Source organism: Vibrio sp. Y176, from assembly GCF_033438945.1.
In genome coordinates this window covers 62,360-81,580 of the sequence record NZ_JAWOQS010000013.1, presented here as the reverse complement: position 1 = coordinate 81,580, position 19,221 = coordinate 62,360, and the positions used below count along the sequence as shown (strand labels likewise).

At 46.4% G+C, this 19,221-nt stretch carries 17 protein-coding genes; 8 read left to right on the top strand and 9 right to left on the bottom strand.

Annotated features, from left to right (window positions below; genetic code table 11):
* Positions 1 to 43: 43 nt before the first annotated feature.
* From hemG to R7O13_RS21585, 3 genes are read right to left on the bottom strand one after another with little or no spacing between them, the layout of a single operon-like run.
* Positions 44 to 571, bottom strand: a complete 528-nt coding sequence (hemG, locus tag R7O13_RS21595) for a menaquinone-dependent protoporphyrinogen IX dehydrogenase (RefSeq protein ID WP_005378894.1) — start codon at positions 569 to 571, stop codon at positions 44 to 46.
* Positions 572 to 580: 9 nt separating this feature from the next.
* A complete protein-coding gene (locus R7O13_RS21590; RefSeq protein WP_005378893.1) occupies positions 581 to 2,038 on the bottom strand; it encodes a TrkH family potassium uptake protein in 1,458 nt (485 codons plus the stop codon).
* A gap of 46 nt (positions 2,039 to 2,084) precedes the next feature.
* Positions 2,085 to 2,708, bottom strand: coding sequence for a YigZ family protein (locus tag R7O13_RS21585; protein ID WP_042523910.1), 624 nt, complete (start codon positions 2,706 to 2,708; stop codon positions 2,085 to 2,087).
* 261 nt (positions 2,709 to 2,969) lie between these two features.
* On the opposite strand from R7O13_RS21585, the gene fadB reads away from it, so the two are divergent.
* The 3 genes from fadB to R7O13_RS21570 all read left to right on the top strand — a co-directional run bounded on the left by fadB (position 2,970) and on the right by R7O13_RS21570 (position 7,562).
* The gene (gene fadB, locus R7O13_RS21580) at positions 2,970 to 5,141 is read left to right on the top strand and encodes a fatty acid oxidation complex subunit alpha FadB (RefSeq protein WP_318304679.1); all 2,172 of its coding nucleotides are present in this window, start codon (positions 2,970 to 2,972) and stop codon (positions 5,139 to 5,141) included.
* Positions 5,142 to 5,155: 14 nt separating this feature from the next.
* The gene (fadA, locus tag R7O13_RS21575) at positions 5,156 to 6,331 is read left to right on the top strand and encodes an acetyl-CoA C-acyltransferase FadA (protein ID WP_006743176.1); all 1,176 of its coding nucleotides are present in this window, start codon (positions 5,156 to 5,158) and stop codon (positions 6,329 to 6,331) included.
* A gap of 250 nt (positions 6,332 to 6,581) precedes the next feature.
* Positions 6,582 to 7,562 carry an MDR family oxidoreductase gene (locus tag R7O13_RS21570; RefSeq protein WP_005378882.1) on the top strand — a complete coding sequence of 327 codons (981 nt, stop codon included), beginning with the start codon at positions 6,582 to 6,584 and terminating at the stop codon, positions 7,560 to 7,562.
* Positions 7,563 to 7,614: 52 nt separating this feature from the next.
* Here R7O13_RS21570 and R7O13_RS21565 read toward each other — a convergent pair whose 3' ends face one another.
* Positions 7,615 to 8,559: a LysR family transcriptional regulator gene (locus tag R7O13_RS21565; protein ID WP_005383815.1), complete on the bottom strand. Its 945-nt coding sequence runs from the start codon at positions 8,557 to 8,559 to the stop codon at positions 7,615 to 7,617.
* Positions 8,560 to 8,726: 167 nt separating this feature from the next.
* Positions 8,727 to 8,909, bottom strand: coding sequence for a hypothetical protein (locus R7O13_RS21560; protein ID WP_005378880.1), 183 nt, complete (start codon positions 8,907 to 8,909; stop codon positions 8,727 to 8,729).
* 133 nt (positions 8,910 to 9,042) lie between these two features.
* Here R7O13_RS21560 and tusA point away from each other — a divergent pair, with 133 nt between their 5' ends.
* Positions 9,043 to 9,291: a sulfurtransferase TusA gene (gene tusA, locus R7O13_RS21555; RefSeq protein WP_005378879.1), complete on the top strand. Its 249-nt coding sequence runs from the start codon at positions 9,043 to 9,045 to the stop codon at positions 9,289 to 9,291.
* Between the two features lie 44 nt (positions 9,292 to 9,335).
* On the opposite strand, the gene R7O13_RS21550 is transcribed toward tusA, so the two are convergent.
* Entirely contained in the window at positions 9,336 to 9,596 is a 261-nt protein-coding gene (locus tag R7O13_RS21550; RefSeq protein ID WP_005378878.1) for a hypothetical protein, read from the bottom strand.
* A 160-nt stretch (positions 9,597 to 9,756) separates the two neighbouring features.
* Positions 9,757 to 10,311 (bottom strand): TMEM165/GDT1 family protein, encoded by a 555-nt coding sequence (locus tag R7O13_RS21545; protein WP_005378877.1) that lies wholly within the window; start codon positions 10,309 to 10,311, stop codon positions 9,757 to 9,759.
* Positions 10,312 to 10,795: 484 nt separating this feature from the next.
* Here R7O13_RS21545 and glyQ point away from each other — a divergent pair, with 484 nt between their 5' ends.
* The 4 genes from glyQ (at position 10,796) to R7O13_RS21525 (ending at position 17,578) form a co-directional block, all read left to right on the top strand.
* Complete coding sequence (glyQ, locus tag R7O13_RS21540; RefSeq protein WP_005451074.1) at positions 10,796 to 11,713, top strand: glycine--tRNA ligase subunit alpha; 918 nt, start codon at positions 10,796 to 10,798, stop codon at positions 11,711 to 11,713.
* Positions 11,714 to 11,726: 13 nt separating this feature from the next.
* Complete coding sequence (gene glyS / locus R7O13_RS21535) at positions 11,727 to 13,793, top strand: glycine--tRNA ligase subunit beta (RefSeq protein ID WP_154204933.1); 2,067 nt, start codon at positions 11,727 to 11,729, stop codon at positions 13,791 to 13,793.
* 217 nt (positions 13,794 to 14,010) lie between these two features.
* Positions 14,011 to 16,095, top strand: a complete 2,085-nt coding sequence (locus R7O13_RS21530; protein ID WP_318304674.1) for an alpha-amylase — start codon at positions 14,011 to 14,013, stop codon at positions 16,093 to 16,095.
* A 229-nt stretch (positions 16,096 to 16,324) separates the two neighbouring features.
* Positions 16,325 to 17,578 carry a valine--pyruvate transaminase gene (locus R7O13_RS21525; RefSeq protein WP_025768941.1) on the top strand — a complete coding sequence of 418 codons (1,254 nt, stop codon included), beginning with the start codon at positions 16,325 to 16,327 and terminating at the stop codon, positions 17,576 to 17,578.
* Between the two features lie 127 nt (positions 17,579 to 17,705).
* Here R7O13_RS21525 and R7O13_RS21520 read toward each other — a convergent pair whose 3' ends face one another.
* Both R7O13_RS21520 and R7O13_RS21515 read right to left on the bottom strand, forming a co-directional pair.
* Entirely contained in the window at positions 17,706 to 18,143 is a 438-nt protein-coding gene (locus R7O13_RS21520; protein ID WP_005378857.1) for an Hsp20 family protein, read from the bottom strand.
* 533 nt (positions 18,144 to 18,676) lie between these two features.
* Entirely contained in the window at positions 18,677 to 19,093 is a 417-nt protein-coding gene (locus tag R7O13_RS21515) for a GreA/GreB family elongation factor (protein WP_017635594.1), read from the bottom strand.
* Between the last annotated feature and the right edge of the window lie 128 nt (positions 19,094 to 19,221).

Here is a 19,221-nt window from a genome sequence, read left to right as displayed (position 1 = left end):
CGGATAAATTTGCATCAAAAGCGGTCAAAAGAGCACGTTATTTCTACAGTTCTCTGAATTTATCTGCGAAAAGAGCCACTTTTTCCCAATTGGTGTACTCCACCTCTTTGGTCGTATCAGTTTCGCCACCCGTCATCGACATAATGAACCTAATCATAGTTCTGTCGAACCAGCTGTAACGTGGGTAATAAAGTGCACCAGCAAAAACACCGATTAGCGTTGGTTTCCAAGGCGACTTAATTAGGAACTTGCGAATGTAAGCACTACCTTCAGGTGTATCCTTTCCTTGGTCCTCTTTACGAGCGGTTAGGTTTACGCAGAAAAATGCCACTTTATTTTGCTCCAATTGATTGAGGTTTCGCTCAATAAACTGGTATAGCTTTTTATTAAGATGGCCATAGCGAATAGAGGCGCCTATCAATACTCTGTCGTATTGGCTGAAGTCAATCGTCTCGACATTATGTAAATCCACCAGCTCACAATCGAAGTCTGGAAGTTGTTCATCTATATAGTGGAGAATTTTTTTAGTCTGCCCTTCGCGGGAAGAGTATAGAAATAATGCTTTTGCCACGATTTCCCCTTAGCTACGCCAAAACGTCGGCGTAAGTAGAATAAGTAAGGTAAAGATTTCCAAACGACCAAACAGCATAGAAACTATCAATACCCATTTTGCTTTGTCGTTAACATCACCAAAGTGCAGCGCTACTTCTCCCAAGCCAGGACCGAGGTTGTTCAGAGTCGCAGCCACCGCCGAGAACGCACTGAGCTCATCCATTCCTGTTGCAATCAACCCCAACATACAAACCACAAATACCAATGCGTATGCGGAGAAGAAGCCCCAAACCGCATCGACAACACGTTGCGGTAGGGCACTGCCACCTACTTTGATGGTGTAAACCGCGCGTGGATGGACTAAACGTTTTAGTTCACGCGCACCTTGTAAGGTAAGAAGCAGGATACGGATCACTTTCATGCCGCCGCCTGTTGAACCAGCACAACCACCTATAAAGGAAGAGAACAATAACAGCACAGGTAAGAAGAGCGGCCAATCCGCAAAACCTGTTGTCGTAAAGCCCGCTGTTGTGGATATTGATACGGTTTGGAACAGAGCCTGATCGAAAGCATCGTATGTCGATGTGTAAGAGTGATGTTTCAGTAATAATAGAAAGCAAATGATAAATAGCAGCACTTGAATAAACAAGAAGGCGCGAAACTCAGGATCTTTCCAGTAATACTTGGGATGTACGCCACCTGATGCAAATGCAGCAAAGTGCAGTGTGTAATTACATGCAGATATAAGCAGAAAAACCACCGTAATCAGGTTAATCGCGTAACTATCAAAGTATCCGATGCTGGCATCGTGGGTAGAGAAGCCACCAATGGCAATGGTGGAAAAGCTGTGACTGATGGCATCAAATGGCGTCATACCAGCTAACCAAAAAGCCGAAGCACAGGCGATAGTCAGGCTCAAATAGATGTACCAAAGCGCCTTAGCAGTTTCTGCTATGCGCGGCGTCACTTTAGTATCCTTGACTGGACCTGGGATCTCGGCGCGGTAAAGCTGCATACCACCGATGCCAAGTACTGGCAAAATCGCCACCGCTAATACGATGATTCCCATACCGCCGAACCACTGCAGTAACTGTCGATAGAATAGAATCGCTTTAGGTAACTCATCCAAACCAACAATAACGGTCGCCCCGGTCGTCGTGAGAGCAGAAAACGATTCAAAAAACGCATCTGTCACTGAGACGTTCGGGTTGTCAGCAATGAGAAAGGGGATCGAGCCTGCACTGCCAAGTACTGTCCAGAATAAGACGACAATAAGAAAGCCATCTCGAGCTTTAAGCTCGTGCTTATACCTGCGGTTTGGGTACCAACAAACGGCCCCACAAAACAGCAGAACAAAAAATGTCGTGACAAAAGGCACACCAGCACCATCTCGATAGATCAGCGCAACGAGTGCTGGCGCAAGCATAGTGACACTAAAGAGTGCGAGCAGTAGCCCGACGATTCGAATAATTGAACGAAATTGCATGGATAAATTGACTAGCGAAGCTGTCCCTGTTGCTTCCTGTTTTTCATTATTGTCCGTCTAGCGGAGTGACAATTGCCTTTGCCCCGCTTTTATTGATGATTGCTTGGGTAAACGCGCTCACTTCTCGAAGCTCAATTTCCACCACTAATACGACCTGATCGCTGTATTCAGCCTCGACTTCTATCGCACCAAATTGCGGCATGATTGATTGTGCGATCGGCATAAACCCATAGTCTAACGTTAGTCTGAGCTTTGTGGTTATTTTTTTCTCAATAGTTTGAAGCAGCTTGAGCGCTTGTTGTACCCCACCCCCATACGCTTTAACCAAGCCGCCTGTACCTAACTTGATTCCACCAGAGTATCGCGTGACCACAGCCGTGATCTCCCCCACACCAGATCCAGACAGCTGAGCAAGGATCGGTTTACCTGCCGTCCCTGAAGGTTCTCCATCATCACTAAAGCCCCACTGCATCGAATCTTCTGGTCGACCAGCAACAAAGCCCCAACAGTTATGTCTAGCATCAGCGTGTTTAGCTTTGATTTGATCAACAAATGCTTTTGCAGCTTCGATACTTGGCGTGTGTGCCAAATAAGTAATGAAGACGCTCTTTTTAATTTCTTCTTCAAATTGAGCGGGCTCTGCTGGAATCAGATAAGGCTTGTCATTCATAGGATTATGGATTCATGTCTATTTGCCTGAAGTCTATCACGAGTGTGATTTACCCGTCGCATAAGATCTGCCACAGCGCACAATGTTAAACACTTGTTTAAAAAATGTATTGAAATTAAACAATCCACGATCCAAACTAACTTTACTGGTCAAACCAGAACAAAAATAAAACGACTTCCTCGATACCTATTTGCCGAGGTACACGGCGTCGTTGAAATAGGTATACAGACAATCCACGATTGTATGTCATGGAGATAGACAATGATTTACCAAGCCGAAACCTTACAGGTAAAGGAAATACAAGATGGTATTGCAGAGCTAAGCTTCTGCTCTCCAAAATCCGTCAACAAACTCGACCTAGCGACATTAGAATCGCTAGATAAAGCTCTTGATGCGCTCATTGCCCATCAAGGCCTCAAGGGGTTGTTGCTCACTTCAGATAAAGACGCATTCATTGTAGGCGCAGACATTACCGAGTTTTTAGGTCTGTTTGCTAAAACGGATGCCGAGCTCGACCAATGGCTGCAATTTGCTAATAGCATCTTTAACAAATTAGAAGACTTACCCGTTCCGACCATCTCAGTGATCAAAGGCCACGCTCTTGGTGGCGGTTGTGAATGTGTGCTAGCAACAGACATGCGTATTGGTGACAAAACCACCAGCATCGGCCTACCAGAAACGAAACTGGGAATCATGCCTGGCTTTGGTGGTTGTGTACGCTTGCCTCGCGTTATTGGCGCAGACAGCGCAATGGAAATCATCACCCAAGGTAAAGCATGCCGAGCTGATGAAGCATTGAAAATTGGCTTACTCGATGCTGTTGTAGAGACTGATGCTTTATACGAATCAGCACTACAAACTCTTAACTCTGCAATTAACGAGAAACTTGACTGGCAAGCACGCCGAGCACAGAAAACATCTCCGCTAACGCTGAGTAAGCTTGAATCAATGATGAGCTTCACCATGGCGAAGGGTCTGGTGGCACAAAAAGCAGGTCCTCACTACCCTGCCCCAATGACAGCCGTTATCACGATTGAAGAAGGTGCTCGCTTTGCACGTAATGAAGCGTTAGACATTGAACGTAAGCACTTCGTGAAATTGGCTAAATCGGAAGAAGCAAAATCACTCGTTGGCCTATTCCTTAATGATCAATACATCAAAGGCATTGCGAAAAAAGCAGCGAAGTCAGCAAGTAAAGACACGCAACGTGCAGCCGTATTAGGTGCAGGTATCATGGGTGGCGGCATTGCTTACCAATCAGCGCTAAAAGGTGTGCCAGTCTTAATGAAAGACATCGCGCAAGCGTCGCTCGACCTAGGCATGACTGAAGCATCTAAGCTGCTGAATAAACGCTTATCTCGCGGTCGCATTGATGGCTTTAAGATGGCGGGTATTTTAGCGTCAATCACACCGAGCTTACATTACGCAGGTATTGAAAACTCTGATGTGATTGTTGAAGCTGTCGTTGAAAACCCGAAAGTAAAAGCAGCAGTTTTAAGTGAAGTTGAATCCCATGTCGGTGACGACACCGTTATCACCTCAAACACCTCAACGATTCCTATCAACCTATTGGTAAAATCACTAAAACGCCCAGAAAACTTCTGTGGTATGCACTTCTTCAACCCAGTGCATCGTATGCCTCTTGTTGAGATCATCCGTGGTGAGCACACCTCTGATGAAACCATCAATCGTGTTGTGGCGTATGCTGCGAAAATGGGCAAATCACCAATTGTCGTTAATGACTGCCCAGGGTTCTTCGTTAACCGCGTATTGTTCCCATACTTTGGCGGCTTCAGCATGCTACTTCGTGATGGTGCTGACTTTACGAAAATCGACAAAGTCATGGAGCGTAAGTTTGGCTGGCCGATGGGACCGGCGTACTTGCTTGACGTAGTCGGCATTGATACCGCGCACCACGCACAAGCTGTGATGGCTGACGGTTTCCCTGAGCGTATGGGTAAACAAGGTCGTGATGCGATTGATGCACTGTTCGAAGCAGACAAATATGGTCAGAAAAATGGTAATGGCTTCTACAGCTACACCATAGATAAAAAAGGTAAGCCGAAGAAAACCTTCTCCGAAGCGATCTTACCGGTACTTGCTGACGTTTGTGCCGATAAGCAGGACTTTGACGATCAGACCATCATTCAACGTATGATGATTCCAATGATCAACGAAGTGGTGCTGTGCCTACAAGAAGGCATCATCGCAACTCCGCAGGAAGCAGATATGGCATTGGTTTATGGTCTTGGTTTCCCTCCATTCCGCGGTGGCGTATTCCGCTATCTAGACAGCGTGGGTATTGCTGAATACGTTGAAATGGCAAAACAACACGCCGAGCTAGGTGCGATGTACCAAGTACCGCAAATGCTGATTGATATGGCGGCGAAAGGTGAAAGCTTTTACGGTGCACAACAGCAAGGTTCTATCTAAGGAGGGATTCTAAAATGACTAATCAAACAAGAAATGTTGTCGTAGTCGATTGTCTACGTACTCCAATGGGTCGCTCTAAAGGTGGTGCTTTCCGTCATACACGAGCAGAAGATCTATCTGCGCGCCTAATGAAAGGCATTCTTGCGCGTAACCCACAAGTGAACCCAAGCGAGATTGAAGACATCTACTGGGGCTGTGTACAGCAAACACTAGAGCAAGGCTTTAACGTTGCACGTAATGCGGCGCTGCTTGCTGGTCTGCCGATTGAAATTGGCGCCGTGACGGTGAACCGCTTGTGTGGCTCATCAATGCAAGCGCTTCACGATGGTACACGTGCCATCATGACTGGCGATGCTGAAATCTGCCTAATTGGTGGTGTTGAGCACATGGGGCATGTGCCAATGAACCACGGTGTAGACTTTCACCCAGGTATGTCAAAGAACGTAGCAAAAGCTGCGGGCATGATGGGCTTAACGGCTGAAATGCTGGGTAAATTACATGGCATTAGCCGTGAGCAACAAGACGAGTTTGCCGCTCGCTCTCACGCTCGTGCGCACGCAGCAACCGTAGAGGGTCGTTTTAAAAACGAAATTCTACCAATTGAAGGCCACGCAGCAGACGGCACACTGTTCACTCTGGATTACGACGAAGTGATTCGCCCTGAAACATCCGTTGAAGGTCTATCTCAACTTCGCCCAGTGTTCGACCCTGCAAACGGTACAGTAACAGCCGGTACATCATCGGCTCTGTCCGATGGTGCATCAGCGATGTTGATCATGAGCGAAGAGAAAGCCAATGAGCTTGGCTTGAAGATTCGTGCACGTATTAAAGGCATGGCCATTGCGGGCTGCGATCCTTCTATTATGGGTTACGGTCCTGTACCTGCGACGAAAAAAGCGCTCAAGCGTGCCGGTCTTTCAATTGAAGACATGGATGTGGTTGAGCTAAACGAAGCATTTGCCGCGCAGTCTCTGCCGTGTGCTAAAGACTTAGGCCTGCTTGATGTTATGGATGAGAAGGTCAACCTTAACGGTGGTGCGATAGCATTGGGTCATCCACTAGGCTGTTCTGGTTCACGTATCTCAACAACGTTAATCAACCTAATGGAAGCGAAAGACGCGAAATACGGTCTGGCCACCATGTGTATCGGTTTGGGTCAGGGCATTGCGACAGTATTTGAACGACCATAACAGTTCAAGACGTTGTTGTAGTGATCGAGCCAACAATCATAAGCAAATGAACTAGTACTAAAATTTTTAGTATTACACTTAAGGGCGACAATTGATGTCGCCCTTTGTTTTACATCAAACATGCATGAAGAGCATACATTAAATGCTCAAGTTTCATTTTATTCATAGACAAAGAAGACATACACTTAGACCAGTTGATATCTTGCTGCATGTGACCCAGAGTCATGCTACCGCACAATCGGAGAACCTTATGTTTAATGCTCTAGTTCTAAATCAAGAAGACAAACGTACTATCGCTAACATCGAGCAAATCGATGAAACACAACTGCCTGAAGGCGACGTTCTGATTGACGTTGATTACTCATCGTTAAACTACAAAGACGGTCTTGCGATCACAGGTAAAGGTAAAATCATCCGTAACTTCCCGATGGTGCCAGGTATTGACCTAGCAGGTACGGTAGTAAGCTCAGAAGACGACCGCTACCAAGCTGGTGACAAAGTTGTCCTTACTGGCTGGGGCGTGGGTGAAAACCACTGGGGTGGTATGTCTCAGCGTGCTCGTCTAAAAGCAGATTGGCTAGTACCACTACCAAAAGGTCTAGACAGCAAGAAAGCAATGATGGTTGGTACTGCTGGTTTCACAGGCATGCTATGTGTTCAAGCACTGCTTGATGCAGGCATCAAACCTGAAAATGGTGAAATCCTTGTAACTGGCGCAAGTGGCGGTGTAGGCTCAGTCGCAGTAACGCTTCTAGCACAGCTTGGCTACAAAGTTGCTGCAGTGACAGGTCGTGTAGAAAAAAATGGCCCGCTACTTGAAAAACTAGGTGCTAGCCGCATCATCGACCGTACTGAATTTGAAGAACCAGCACGTCCACTTGAAAAGCAAGTATGGGCAGGTGCGGTTGATACTGTAGGCAGCAAAGTACTGGCTAAAGTATTGGCGCAAATGGATTACAACAGTGCAGTTGCAGCTTGTGGTCTTGCAGGTGGTTTTGATCTACCAACCACAGTGATGCCGTTCATCCTACGTAATGTTCGCCTACAAGGTGTGGACTCAGTAATGTGCCCAACAGAGAAACGTATCGCTGCATGGGAAAAGCTGGTCGAGCTACTACCAGACAGCTACTTCGAGCAAGCGTGTACTGAAGTTGCTCTTGCTGAAGCACCGAAATATGCAGAAGACATCACCAACGGTCAAGTAACGGGTCGTGTGGTTATCAAGCTATAAACACTGACTCAGTGTAAACAGACGAAGAGCCGGCATTGCTGGCTCTTTTTTGTTAGCAGTTCAGTCCCATATCTTCGATACGTTTAGCTATCAGACGGCTACACTCTTCACGCACAATCGTTCTTAACCATTCTTGAGCGGGAGAATGCTCGCAACGCGCATGCCAAATCATCGAGTATTCAAACGGCGTGAATTGGAATGGTAACGGTTTCACCACCAAGTCATAACGCTCGGCAACCAGATACGCCAAGTCCGCTGGCACTGTGATGATAATTGGCAAGGTATCCATGATCGCCAATGCGGCTTCTAAATGATAAGCCCGCAGAACCATTTTACGCTTAGGTTTCTCCATCAAAGCTTGTTCGATCAGTGCCTTAACACCATCACTGATGGCGATCATGGCATGTGGATGACTCAGATAATCATCCAAGCTCATTTCTTTATCCGCTAATGGATGCTGTTTTGAAAGCATACACAGCACCCCCACTCGCCCCAACACTTCACTGCGTAGAGGCTCCACCGGGCCTGTCGGGCGACAAATCGCTAAGTCTGCACCTTCATAAGTGAGCTGATCTGATAAACGGTCGTGTTGCAGTGGTAAGAAGTTGAAAGACACGTTGGGCGCTTCTTGGTAAATTCTCGGCAAAGCGAACGGTAAGATCGTTTGCATGGCATAGTCGGTGGTCACGATGCTGAAAGTCTGTACGCATTGCAATGGGTCAAACTCAACCGGAGATAACAACTGACGTAAAGACTCTAATGGCTCGCCCAATGAGCGATCGATCTCTAACGCTTTCTGAGTTGGGATCAAATGCTGTCCCTGACGAGTAAACAGCGGATCTCCCAATAAGTCACGTAGACGACCAAGCACACGACTCATTGCCGATTGACTCAAGTTCAGGCGTGTTGCTGCCTTACTGACACTGTTTTCCTCTATCAGTACTCGCAACGCAACCAGTAAATTTAAATCTCGGCGATAGATATCTTCCAGTTCCACGAATTAGCCACTTATTTTGTATGTGTTTGGGTAAATTGTACTCTTTAGGCAAAAAAAATCCCGCCTTTCAGCGGGGAAGCCCAAGAAAAATGGGGATAGTGTCGGAATGAAGTGTCGGTAAAAATAGGTGAGCGTTATTAAAAGCATTCTGATCCAAGCAAGAAGCGCTAATTTTCTTGCTCAGATGCGCCAGACCATCTGCGCATCTCGATCCAAATCCCAATAATAGTGGCAACCATGCCTACGAGAGGCGTCAAAGAGGTGTCAGCTGGCGTCCTGAGTACCAATGCACAAAACGAGATAAAACACAGCACTGAGTAAATCGTAAGTCTGTCTAACGCTGTTAACATTGCCTCTCCCTTGCCAGTTGTTACCAAATTGTTAATTTAAGGTAAAACAAAAAATTCGGTTTGCCAAGTGGTTATTGAATATTTTTTCAACGAAAGTAAAATTCAACGCTCAGTTAGTTACGAGAATCACACTATGAGCTTTAATCCTGAACTGGCAAACAAGACATTAGAGGCGGAAGGACTGCGCTGCCCAGAGCCAGTGATGATGGTCAGGAAGACAATTCGCAACATGCAAGATGGTGAGATTTTGCTGGTCAAAGCAGACGATCCATCCACAACTCGAGACATTCCGAGTTTCTGCCGCTTTATGGACCATCAATTAGTTGCGGCACAAACGGAGCAAGTTCCGTATCAGTACCTGATCAAGAAAGGATTGGAATAATCTGGTCGAACTAAAAACGGCAGCCTATATTGGCTGCCGTTTGTTTATTCGTCGTATTCGAGTGTGCGAACTTCTGATTGGAGCTTGTTAAGTTGTTTCTTCATTGCCCGCATCTCTTCATGCATAGGAATGATGTGAGCGACACGAATCCACGCTTCTACTGTCAATCCAGTAAGAACGAACGATCCTGCTACAATCGGTAACCACATATCAGTTAGCACCATCGCTAGTAAACACAGCGCTAAACCAAAAGTGAATAAATAACTCTGACTCTTCGGGGACATCCCCATGTAACGTGTAAGCATAAACTTGCCCTCTCGCTATCATTCACACCATTAAACTACCATGACAAGTATGACACTTATATGTCATCCGTCACGCAACGGAACGATTTAGAGTCAGAGTTTGAACTCGCGCAGCACGCCACTAATGATTGATAACTCACATCATTTCACGTGCAAAAAATCAGAACAGTGCAGCCCCTATTGCCAGAGCAATAAACAAAAATGCGGTGATTTTACGGATCAGCCCTAAAGGCATCTTGTCGGCCGACAATTTACCAATCAGGACCACAGGTACATTCGCCAGCAGCATACCGATTGTGGTACCGATAATCACCAAACTTAACGCATCCGCGTATTGCGCCCCTAAGATGGAAGTGGCGATCTGAGTTTTATCGCCTATCTCCGCAACGAAGAACGCGATAAAGCTGGCAATAAATGGGCCTCGATTAGAAATCTGCTCGTCATCATCCAGTTTGTCCGGGATCAGAACCCAAGCCGCCATCGCGACAAAACTGACCACCAGCACCCACTTTAAAATCTCAGGTGATAGATAGTCTGCGACAACCACACCTAACCATGCAGCCAAAGCGTGGTTGGCAATAGTTGCCAAAAAGATTGCTGCAATAATTGGGATTGGTTTTCGGTAACGACTTGCGAGTAATAGAGATAGCAATTGGGTCTTATCGCCAATTTCTGCTAACGCTACAGTAGTAATTGAAATAGCTAAAACGCTCACGACATGCTCATTGGGGCAGGGATTATTATTTATAACCGAAGACAAACCTCACGCCCCTACCCCGGTTCGTGATGATTTGTCTAAGGTCTTGCTAAACTTGAAAGGCTTCAAGTCTCGAACGCCATGGTGATTTTGCACCAATTATGTTGACGGACGAACCAGATGAAACAGAAACTTCATCAGGTAAGCTACTCCCCAAAGACAGGCGCAATTCTAGCCACCTTTGTTGCGCTTCTCAAGAGCCAAAGCAGGCAAAAACTCCCTTTTAGGAAAAATACAGCAGATAACGCGGTAAAAATTCATTAAAGGAGAAAATCGCCCACGAATTAATCAAGATTAGCTCTACTCCCATGCTCAATATCTGGTTATACTAGATTGTTAATTTATTCAACCGTAATTACTCTTTATCGCCGTTGTTAGAGTTGAAAAACTCGGCATAGATGACGAATTAACGAGTAACAAGAGAATCGCGCGAACCTGACTTATGCAAAAATACGATATCAAAACCTTCCAGGGAATGATCCTCGCGCTGCAGGATTATTGGGCTCAAAATGGTTGTACCATTGTTCAACCGCTAGATATGGAAGTGGGTGCGGGTACCTCTCACCCAATGACCTGTCTACGAGCGCTTGGCCCAGAGCCAATGTCGACAGCTTACGTACAACCTTCACGTCGTCCTACTGATGGCCGTTACGGTGAAAACCCTAACCGTCTTCAGCACTACTACCAATTCCAAGTAGCGCTAAAACCATCGCCTGACAATATTCAAGAGTTGTACCTTGGCTCCCTTGAAGTTCTTGGTATTGACCCTCTTGTACACGACATCCGTTTCGTAGAAGACAACTGGGAAAACCCAACACTAGGCGCATGGGGTCTGGGCTGGGAAGTTTGGCTAAACGGCATGGAAGTGACCCAGTTTACTTACTTCCAGCAAGTTGGTGGTCTTGAGTGTAAACCAGTAACTGGTGAGATCACTTACGGTATCGAACGTCTAGCAATGTACATCCAAGAAGTAGACTCTGTTTACGACCTAGTTTGGAACATCGCACCAGACGGCAGCAAAGTGACTTACGGTGACATCTTCCACCAAAATGAAGTAGAGCAATCGACTTACAACTTCGAGCACGCAGACGTTGACTTCCTATTTGGTTTCTTCGAACAGTGCGAGAAAGAGTGTAAAGAGCTGCTTGAGCTTGAAAAGCCACTGCCACTACCTGCTTACGAACGCATTCTAAAAGCTGGTCACGCATTCAACCTACTAGACGCACGTAAAGCGATTTCAGTAACTGAACGCCAACGTTACATCCTACGCATCCGCAACCTGACGAAAGCAGTTGCAGAAGCATACTACGCATCGCGTGAAGCTCTTGGTTTCCCAATGTGTAAGAAAGAACAAGCGTAAGGGGTAGAGTAACATGGCAAAAGAATTTCTAATCGAGCTAGGTACAGAAGAGCTACCACCAACGCAACTTCGCACTCTAGCTGAAGCATTCGCAGCAAACTTCGAAGCAGAACTAAAAGGCGCTGAGCTTGCTCACGAAGGCGTGAAATGGTTCGCGGCACCTCGTCGTCTTGCACTTAAAGTCGCAGCACTAGCAGACAGCCAGTCTGACAAAGTTGTTGAAAAGCGTGGTCCTGCGGTTTCTGCAGCGTTTGACGCGGAAGGCAACCCAACAAAAGCGGCTCAAGGCTGGGCACGCGGTTGTGGCATCACGGTTGACCAAGCAGAGCGCATGGTAACAGACAAAGGTGAATGGCTACTGTTCAAACAAGAAGTGAAAGGTCAGCCAACGTCTGAGATCGTAGTTGAACTTGCAGCGAAAGCACTAGCAAACCTACCTATCGCAAAACCAATGCGTTGGGGTAACAAAACGACTCAATTTATCCGTCCAGTTAAGACGCTAACCATGCTAATGGGCAGCGACCTAATCGAAGGCGAGATCCTTGGTGTCGCTTCAGACCGCACTATCCGTGGTCACCGCTTCATGGGTGAGCAAGAGTTCACTATCGATTCTGCTGAGCAATACCCTGCGATTCTAGAAGAGCGCGGTAAAGTAATGGCAGATTACGAAGCGCGTAAAGCAATCATCCTAGCTGACGCACAAAAAGCGGCAGCAGCGGTTGGCGGTATCGCTGATCTAGAAGATGACCTAGTAGAAGAAGTAACGTCTCTGGTTGAATGGCCAGTAGTACTAACAGCGAAGTTTGAAGAAGAGTTCCTAAAAGTGCCTTCTGAAGCGTTGGTTTACACCATGAAGGGTGACCAGAAGTACTTCCCTGTCTACGATGAAAACAAGAAGCTACTACCTAACTTCATCTTCGTATCGAACATCGAATCAAAAGAGCCTCGTTACGTAATCGAAGGTAACGAGAAAGTGGTTCGTCCTCGTCTTGCGGACGCAGAATTCTTCTTCAACACAGACCGTAAGCGTCCGCTTATCGACCGTCTGCCAGAACTAGAACAAGCGATCTTCCAAAAGCAACTGGGTACGATCAAAGACAAAACAGACCGCATCACTGAACTTGCTGGCTACATTGCTGAGCAAATCGGTGCTGACGTTGAGAAATCAAAGCGTGCTGGTCTACTAGCAAAATGTGACCTAATGACCTCAATGGTATTCGAATTCACGGATACTCAAGGCGTTATGGGTATGCACTATGCTCGCCACGACGGTGAAGCAGAAGAAGTTGCAGTAGCACTGAACGAGCAATACATGCCTCGTTTCGCAGGTGATGAACTACCATCTAACGGTGTTTCAACTGCAGTTGCAATGGCAGACAAGCTAGACACTATCGTAGGTATCTTCGGTATTGGTCAAGCGCCTAAAGGCAGCGACCCATTCGCACTACGCCGCGCATCTCTAGGTGTACTACGTATCATCGTTGAATACGGCTACAACCTAGATCTTGTTGACCTAGTAGCGAAAGCGAAGTCACTATTTGGTGAGCGTCTAACCAACGACAATGTTGAACAAGACGTTATCGAGTTCATGCTTGGTCGTTTCCGTGCTTGGTACCAAGACGAAGGCTTCAGTGTAGACATCATTCAAGCAGTTCTAGCGCGTCGTCCTACAAAACCAGCAGACTTTGACCAACGAGTTAAAGCGGTTTCTCACTTCCGTGAACTAGAAGCAGCTGAGTCTCTAGCAGCAGCGAACAAACGTGTAGGTAACATCCTAGCGAAATTCGACGGCGAACTAGCAGCAGACATCGACCTAGCACTTCTACAAGAAGACGCAGAGAAAGCACTAGCAGAAAGCGTTGAAGTAATGACGGAAGCGCTAGAGCCAGCATTTGCTACAGGTAACTACCAAGAAGCCCTAAGCAAGCTAGCTGACCTACGTGAACCAGTTGATGCGTTCTTTGATAACGTAATGGTAATGGCAGACGACGAAGCACTTAAGAAGAACCGTCTGACACTACTGAACAACCTGCGTAACCTGTTCCTACAGATCGCAGACATTTCTTTGCTTCAAAAGTAATTCATTACTCTTCGAAGTGATTAAGAAATAACTAAAAGGGAAGCAGATGCTTCCCTTTTTTGTTGCCTTCAAACCGATGAAGGTGACGCTTATTATTCATTTTGTGAACAAGACTAAAATTTGTAGGGTGAGACGCGTTTAACTTGTTGGTATAGAGCTCGGATTGTAGAGGCACAGTTTTGCTATAACTGGACTGTTTATTCGGGGGAAGGACACAATGAAAAAAACAATTCTCGCACTCTCTATCGGTCTACTGAGCGCCTGCAGCCAGATTCCAGAAAATGCCATCGTATTAAGCGTTGGTGATGACACCGCTGTTTTTGAAGAAAACTCACAAGGCTTACTTGTCGCCGAGCAAAAACTCGAAAAAGGCAGTTACACCTTTACCATTGCTGACAGCAAGCAAAGCTGTGGCAGTAGCTTTGCCCTAGCAGAAGAAGATCGCATCAAGTTCAATCGTCCATTAAAAATGGATAACTGCGCCACTGATGCACAAATGCCGCTGCGTATCTTCAAAGCCAATACCTATCAATTTACGCTCAATCCAACCACCAATGAGCTGACGGTAAAAATCAAACCAAAACAGAGTCAGGACATCACCTACTCTTGCCCTGTCGCAACTGACGCGCCAAAAACCATCAACGTTGCTCAAACCTTTAATGATGGCACTGTCGTTCGTGATGCCTTAACCGGACAAGAAGCCACAGTCGCCAATGGCAGCGTCACCATGCAACCGGGTCCTATGAGCCAAGGTCTATTGCTGCTAGAAGAAGTTGAACAGCAAGCCGATAAACCTTTCAGCTGGGATAACGCGACGGTGTACTTCGTCATGACCGACCGCTTCTACAATGGCAACCCAGACAACGACAACAGCTACGGTCGCAGCAAAGATGGAAAATACGAGATTGGCACCTTCCACGGTGGTGACTTAGCGGGTCTGACGAAAAAACTCGATTACATCGAATCACTTGGTGTCAATGCTATTTGGATAACCTCACCACTGGAACAGATCCACGGCTGGGTTGGCGGCGGCGATAAAGGCGACTTTAAGCACTATGGCTACCACGGCTACTATCACCAAGATTGGACCAAGCTTGATGCCAACATGGGTACCGAAGATGAACTCAGAACCTTCGTCGATACCGCCCACAAGAAAGGCATCCGCGTGATTTGGGATGTGGTCATGAACCACACAGGTTATGCAACATTAGCAGACATGCAGGAATTCGGATTTGGTCAGCTTTACCTTGATGACCAAGAAGCCAAAGAAGTCCTTGGTGAAAAATGGACCGACTGGCAGCCAAAATCAGGACAAAGCTGGCACAGCTTCAACGATTACATCAAATACGGTGATAGCGAAGCGTGGGATAAATGGTGGGGCAAAGATTGGATCCGCACCGACATTGGTGACTACGATGCTCCGGGCTACAACGACATCACCATGTCTTTGAACTACCTACCGGATCTAAAAACCGAATCGACTCAGAAAACCGGACTACCAAACTTCTTCCGCAATAAAGACACCAATGCGCAAGATGAGCTACAAACCCCACGTGAACATCTGATTACGTGGTTATCCGATTGGGTGCGCGACTATGGCATTGATGGCTTCCGTGTCGACACTGCCAAACACGTTGAAATGGAAGCGTGGGCAGAGTTGAAAGCCAGCACCACCCAAGCGCTTGCTCAATGGAAGCGAAACAATCCGGACAAAGCCTTGGATGACCTACCTTTCTGGATGACGGGTGAAGTGTGGGCACACAGCGTGGTGAAGAGCCCATATTTCGATAACGGCTTCGATTCCATCATCAACTTCGAGTTCCAATCTGACGTAGCACCAAAAGCGCTGAAGTGTTTCGCTCAACTTGATAATGATTACCGCCGCTATGCAGAACGCATCAATACCGATCCTGAGTTCAACGTGTTGAGCTACCTATCTTCACACGATACACAGCTGTTTTGGTCAGCGCGCAGTCGCAGCTTTGATGACCAAGCACGTGCCGCGAATGCTCTGATGCTGGCTCCCGGTGCAGTACAAATCTATTACGGTGATGAGATAGCTCGTGATTTTGGCATTACTGGTTCAGACGCCCACCAAGGCACACGCTCAGATATGCCATGGGATAAGATTCATGGCGAGCGAGAAGATCTACTGAAACATTGGCAAAAGTTGGGTGAATTCCGTAAACGCCACCCAGCAGTTGCTCAAGGTAAGCACATCACTCGCAACCAAGAAGGTTACTACGCGTTTGAACGCCAATACCAAGACGACAAGGTGTTGATTGTTTACACCGGTGAGTAAATCACACTCTCTCCACCAGCAAGGGAAGCATAAGCTTCCCTTTTTTATTGTTCTTTTTGCCCTTTTGTCTCGTTCCTCTGGTCTGATGACGCACTTTTTTCTTTTTCGGCTTAATTCACACTTTGCGTTAATTACACATTGAGGTAAGGTCAAGGATTACTCGATAAGCCGATAAAACATCGGCATAAACATACACAAAGCAATCACAATGAATTAGGTATAAGTCAGCATGCAGTTCTCAAAGTTTGGTGAAAAATTTAATCAGTATTCAGGTATTACGCAGTTAATGGACGATTTGAATGATGGTCTGCGCACACCAGGTGCCATCATGCTCGGTGGAGGTAATCCTGCCGCCATTCCTGCCATGCTCGATTACTTTCACCAAGCCAGTGAGGAAATGCTCGCCAGTGGGGAGCTCGTCGCCGCCCTCGCCAACTACGATGGCCCGCAGGGTAAAGACGCGTTCGTCAAAGCGCTAGCTCAGTTATTCCGTGAAACTTACGGCTGGGATATTTCAGAAAAAAACATCAGCCTAACTAACGGCAGCCAAAGTGGCTTCTTCTACTTGTTCAACTTGTTGGCAGGTAAACAGCCAGATGGTTCGCATAAGAAAGTGCTACTGCCTATCGCACCTGAGTACATCGGTTATGGTGATGCAGGCATTGATGAAGATATCTTTATCTCTTACCACCCAGAAATCGAGCTGTTAGATAACGGTCTGTTTAAATACCACGTCGATTTTGAGCAGCTAACCGTCGACGACTCTGTTGCGGCAATCTGTGCATCTCGTCCAACCAACCCAACGGGTAATGTACTGACAGACGAAGAAGTACGTAAGCTGGACAAGCTAGCACGTGAGAACAACATCCCGCTGATCATCGATAACGCCTACGGTCTACCTTTCCCGAACATCATCTTTGAAGATGTCGAACCGTTCTGGAATGAAAACACCATCCTATGCATGAGCCTATCTAAACTTGGCTTGCCAGGTGTGCGTTGTGGGATTGTGATTGCGAGTGAAGAAATCACTCAAGCATTAACCAATATGAACGGCATCATCAGCCTAGCTCCAGGCAGTGTTGGGCCTGCGTTGGCAAACCACATCATTGGTAAAGGCGATCTGCTTAAACTGAGTTCAGAGGTGATTAAGCCGTTCTACAAGCAGAAGTCGCAACGTGCGGTTGAACTGCTCCAACAAGCAATTACCGATGAGCGATTCCGCATCCACAAGCCGGAAGGCGCTATCTTCTTGTGGTTATGGTTTGATGAACTGCCAATCACAACAATGGAACTGTACCAACGCTTGAAAGCGCGTGGCGTATTGATTGTCCCTGGTGAATATTTCTTTATTGGTCAGCAAGACGAGTGGGATCACGCGCACCAATGCCTGCGTATGAACTACGTTCAAGATGATGAGATGATGCAAAAAGGCATTGCGATTATCGCTGAAGAAGTGGAAAAGGCTTACCGCGAAGGTAAATAGACGGATTGAACTCAGCCGTTCTTCTCTTTGAAATTACGGCTTTGAAATAGCGGATTTGAAAACCCCCAAACTAAAAAGAGCGCCCATATGGCGCTCTTTCTCATTCTATAACCGGGTGGTTAACTGATTAGTTGTTCTCAATCAGGTTGTTGCCACCGATAGCAATCTTACGTGGTTGCATGGCTTCAGGGATTTCACGAACTAAATCGATATGAAGCAGACCGTTTTCCATTGATGCACCCACGACTTTTACGTAATCCGCTAGCTGGAATTTACGTTCAAAATCACGTTCTGCAATACCTTGGTAAACGTAGTTTTTACCTTCTTCTGCTTTACGTTCGCCCTTCACAATCAACATGTTTTCGTTTTGAGTCAGATCGAGCTGTTCTTCAGCAAAGCCAGCAACGGCCATAGTAATACGGTAGTTGTGCTCGTCTTTTTGCTCAATGTTGTATGGAGGGTAACCGCCAGAAGTATTTTTCGCTGTATTCGCTTCCATCAGGTTTAGCAGACGATCAAAGCCAATTGCATTACGGTATAGTGGTGAGAAATCTACATTACGCATAAATCTATCCTCTTAATTAAGCAATAGTCTTAGTTCAGATGAGTTTCATCCTACTGGCGTGTTTATGCAAAAACCAACGCCGAACTAAGAGATTCTTATCATTCCACTGGCCTTGGTTTAGCTCGGAGACATGATATTGAATCTAAAGGTTTAAGTTGTGTGCTAAAACGCCATATCCTCTTCTGAGCGATCTCGTTTTAGCGATTTAAGAGGGCTGGTCTTCTAGTCTCTAGCAAGCCAGTCACCCTCTTCACAACTAGATATAAGGTCGTCAAAAATGACTTTCAAGGGAAAAAATAAAAAATTTTTAAAGCATCCACTATCCCCTTGAACAGCTTAGTTCCTCATCACTTCGCGATCAGTGATAAAAAGCCCGCCGTTCTGGAGGGCTCAATCTACACTTTACTTGCGGGAGGATTTACGCGCTTTTACAACGCCCTTTTCTGCCGCCTTTTCCTGCTTTAGTTTGCGCTTTTCTTTTAGACTCAACTGCGGTTGTTTCTTTTCTTTCTTACTCATGACTTCACCTCTATTTATTGGCACAACAGACAACCACACAGCATTTTCTGAGCTGGTGGCTGCGATTGATGAACAATTTCAGTAATCACAAAGCAGCGTCGCTGATTAAAAATTTCCACTTCGAGCGCATCATTTTTAGCTCGACCTAACAGTCGAGACCCCAAATAAGAATCGACCGCGAGCATACCTGTCATGGGTTGCCCCTTACGCGAGCTGACCAATGTCATGCGATATTGATAGGCGCGTTCAACATCCACTAAGCGAACCGTGTCCCCAACCGCAATACGAGCTCGGTTACGGCAATGGGCTTGTTGCTCGCAGATTTCAAATAGCGATAACAACCTTAGTGGTGATTGATAGGTTAAAAAGCGACTGGTTAACCACCAAGTTCGCAGCGCCAAGCAGTACGCTGAGAACCAGCGTTCAAACATGATTATTTCCTTCTTAATGCCTTGTCTTACAAATAAATTCAGTGCATTGAACCGGAAGTGCATCACTTCCGGCTTAGTTCAGGAAAGTCATCACCATTTTCTTAGTCTCCTTATTCATCAGCTCTTCA

Coding starts and splice junctions, on each gene's coding strand:
- R7O13_RS21530 (WP_318304674.1), top strand. CDS start 14,011: ATGAAAAAAACAATTCTCGCACTCTCTATCGGTCTACTGAGCGCCTGC.
- R7O13_RS21560 (WP_005378880.1), bottom strand. CDS start 8,909: ATGTTAACAGCGTTAGACAGACTTACGATTTACTCAGTGCTGTGTTTT.
- tusA (WP_005378879.1), top strand. CDS start 9,043: ATGAGCTTTAATCCTGAACTGGCAAACAAGACATTAGAGGCGGAAGGA.
- R7O13_RS21525 (WP_025768941.1), top strand. CDS start 16,325: ATGCAGTTCTCAAAGTTTGGTGAAAAATTTAATCAGTATTCAGGTATT.
- R7O13_RS21550 (WP_005378878.1), bottom strand. CDS start 9,596: ATGCTTACACGTTACATGGGGATGTCCCCGAAGAGTCAGAGTTATTTA.
- R7O13_RS21515 (WP_017635594.1), bottom strand. CDS start 19,093: ATGTTTGAACGCTGGTTCTCAGCGTACTGCTTGGCGCTGCGAACTTGG.
- fadB (WP_318304679.1), top strand. CDS start 2,970: ATGATTTACCAAGCCGAAACCTTACAGGTAAAGGAAATACAAGATGGT.
- fadA (WP_006743176.1), top strand. CDS start 5,156: ATGACTAATCAAACAAGAAATGTTGTCGTAGTCGATTGTCTACGTACT.
- R7O13_RS21590 (WP_005378893.1), bottom strand. CDS start 2,038: ATGCAATTTCGTTCAATTATTCGAATCGTCGGGCTACTGCTCGCACTC.
- glyQ (WP_005451074.1), top strand. CDS start 10,796: ATGCAAAAATACGATATCAAAACCTTCCAGGGAATGATCCTCGCGCTG.
- glyS (WP_154204933.1), top strand. CDS start 11,727: ATGGCAAAAGAATTTCTAATCGAGCTAGGTACAGAAGAGCTACCACCA.
- R7O13_RS21520 (WP_005378857.1), bottom strand. CDS start 18,143: ATGCGTAATGTAGATTTCTCACCACTATACCGTAATGCAATTGGCTTT.
- R7O13_RS21585 (WP_042523910.1), bottom strand. CDS start 2,708: ATGAATGACAAGCCTTATCTGATTCCAGCAGAGCCCGCTCAATTTGAA.
- R7O13_RS21570 (WP_005378882.1), top strand. CDS start 6,582: ATGTTTAATGCTCTAGTTCTAAATCAAGAAGACAAACGTACTATCGCT.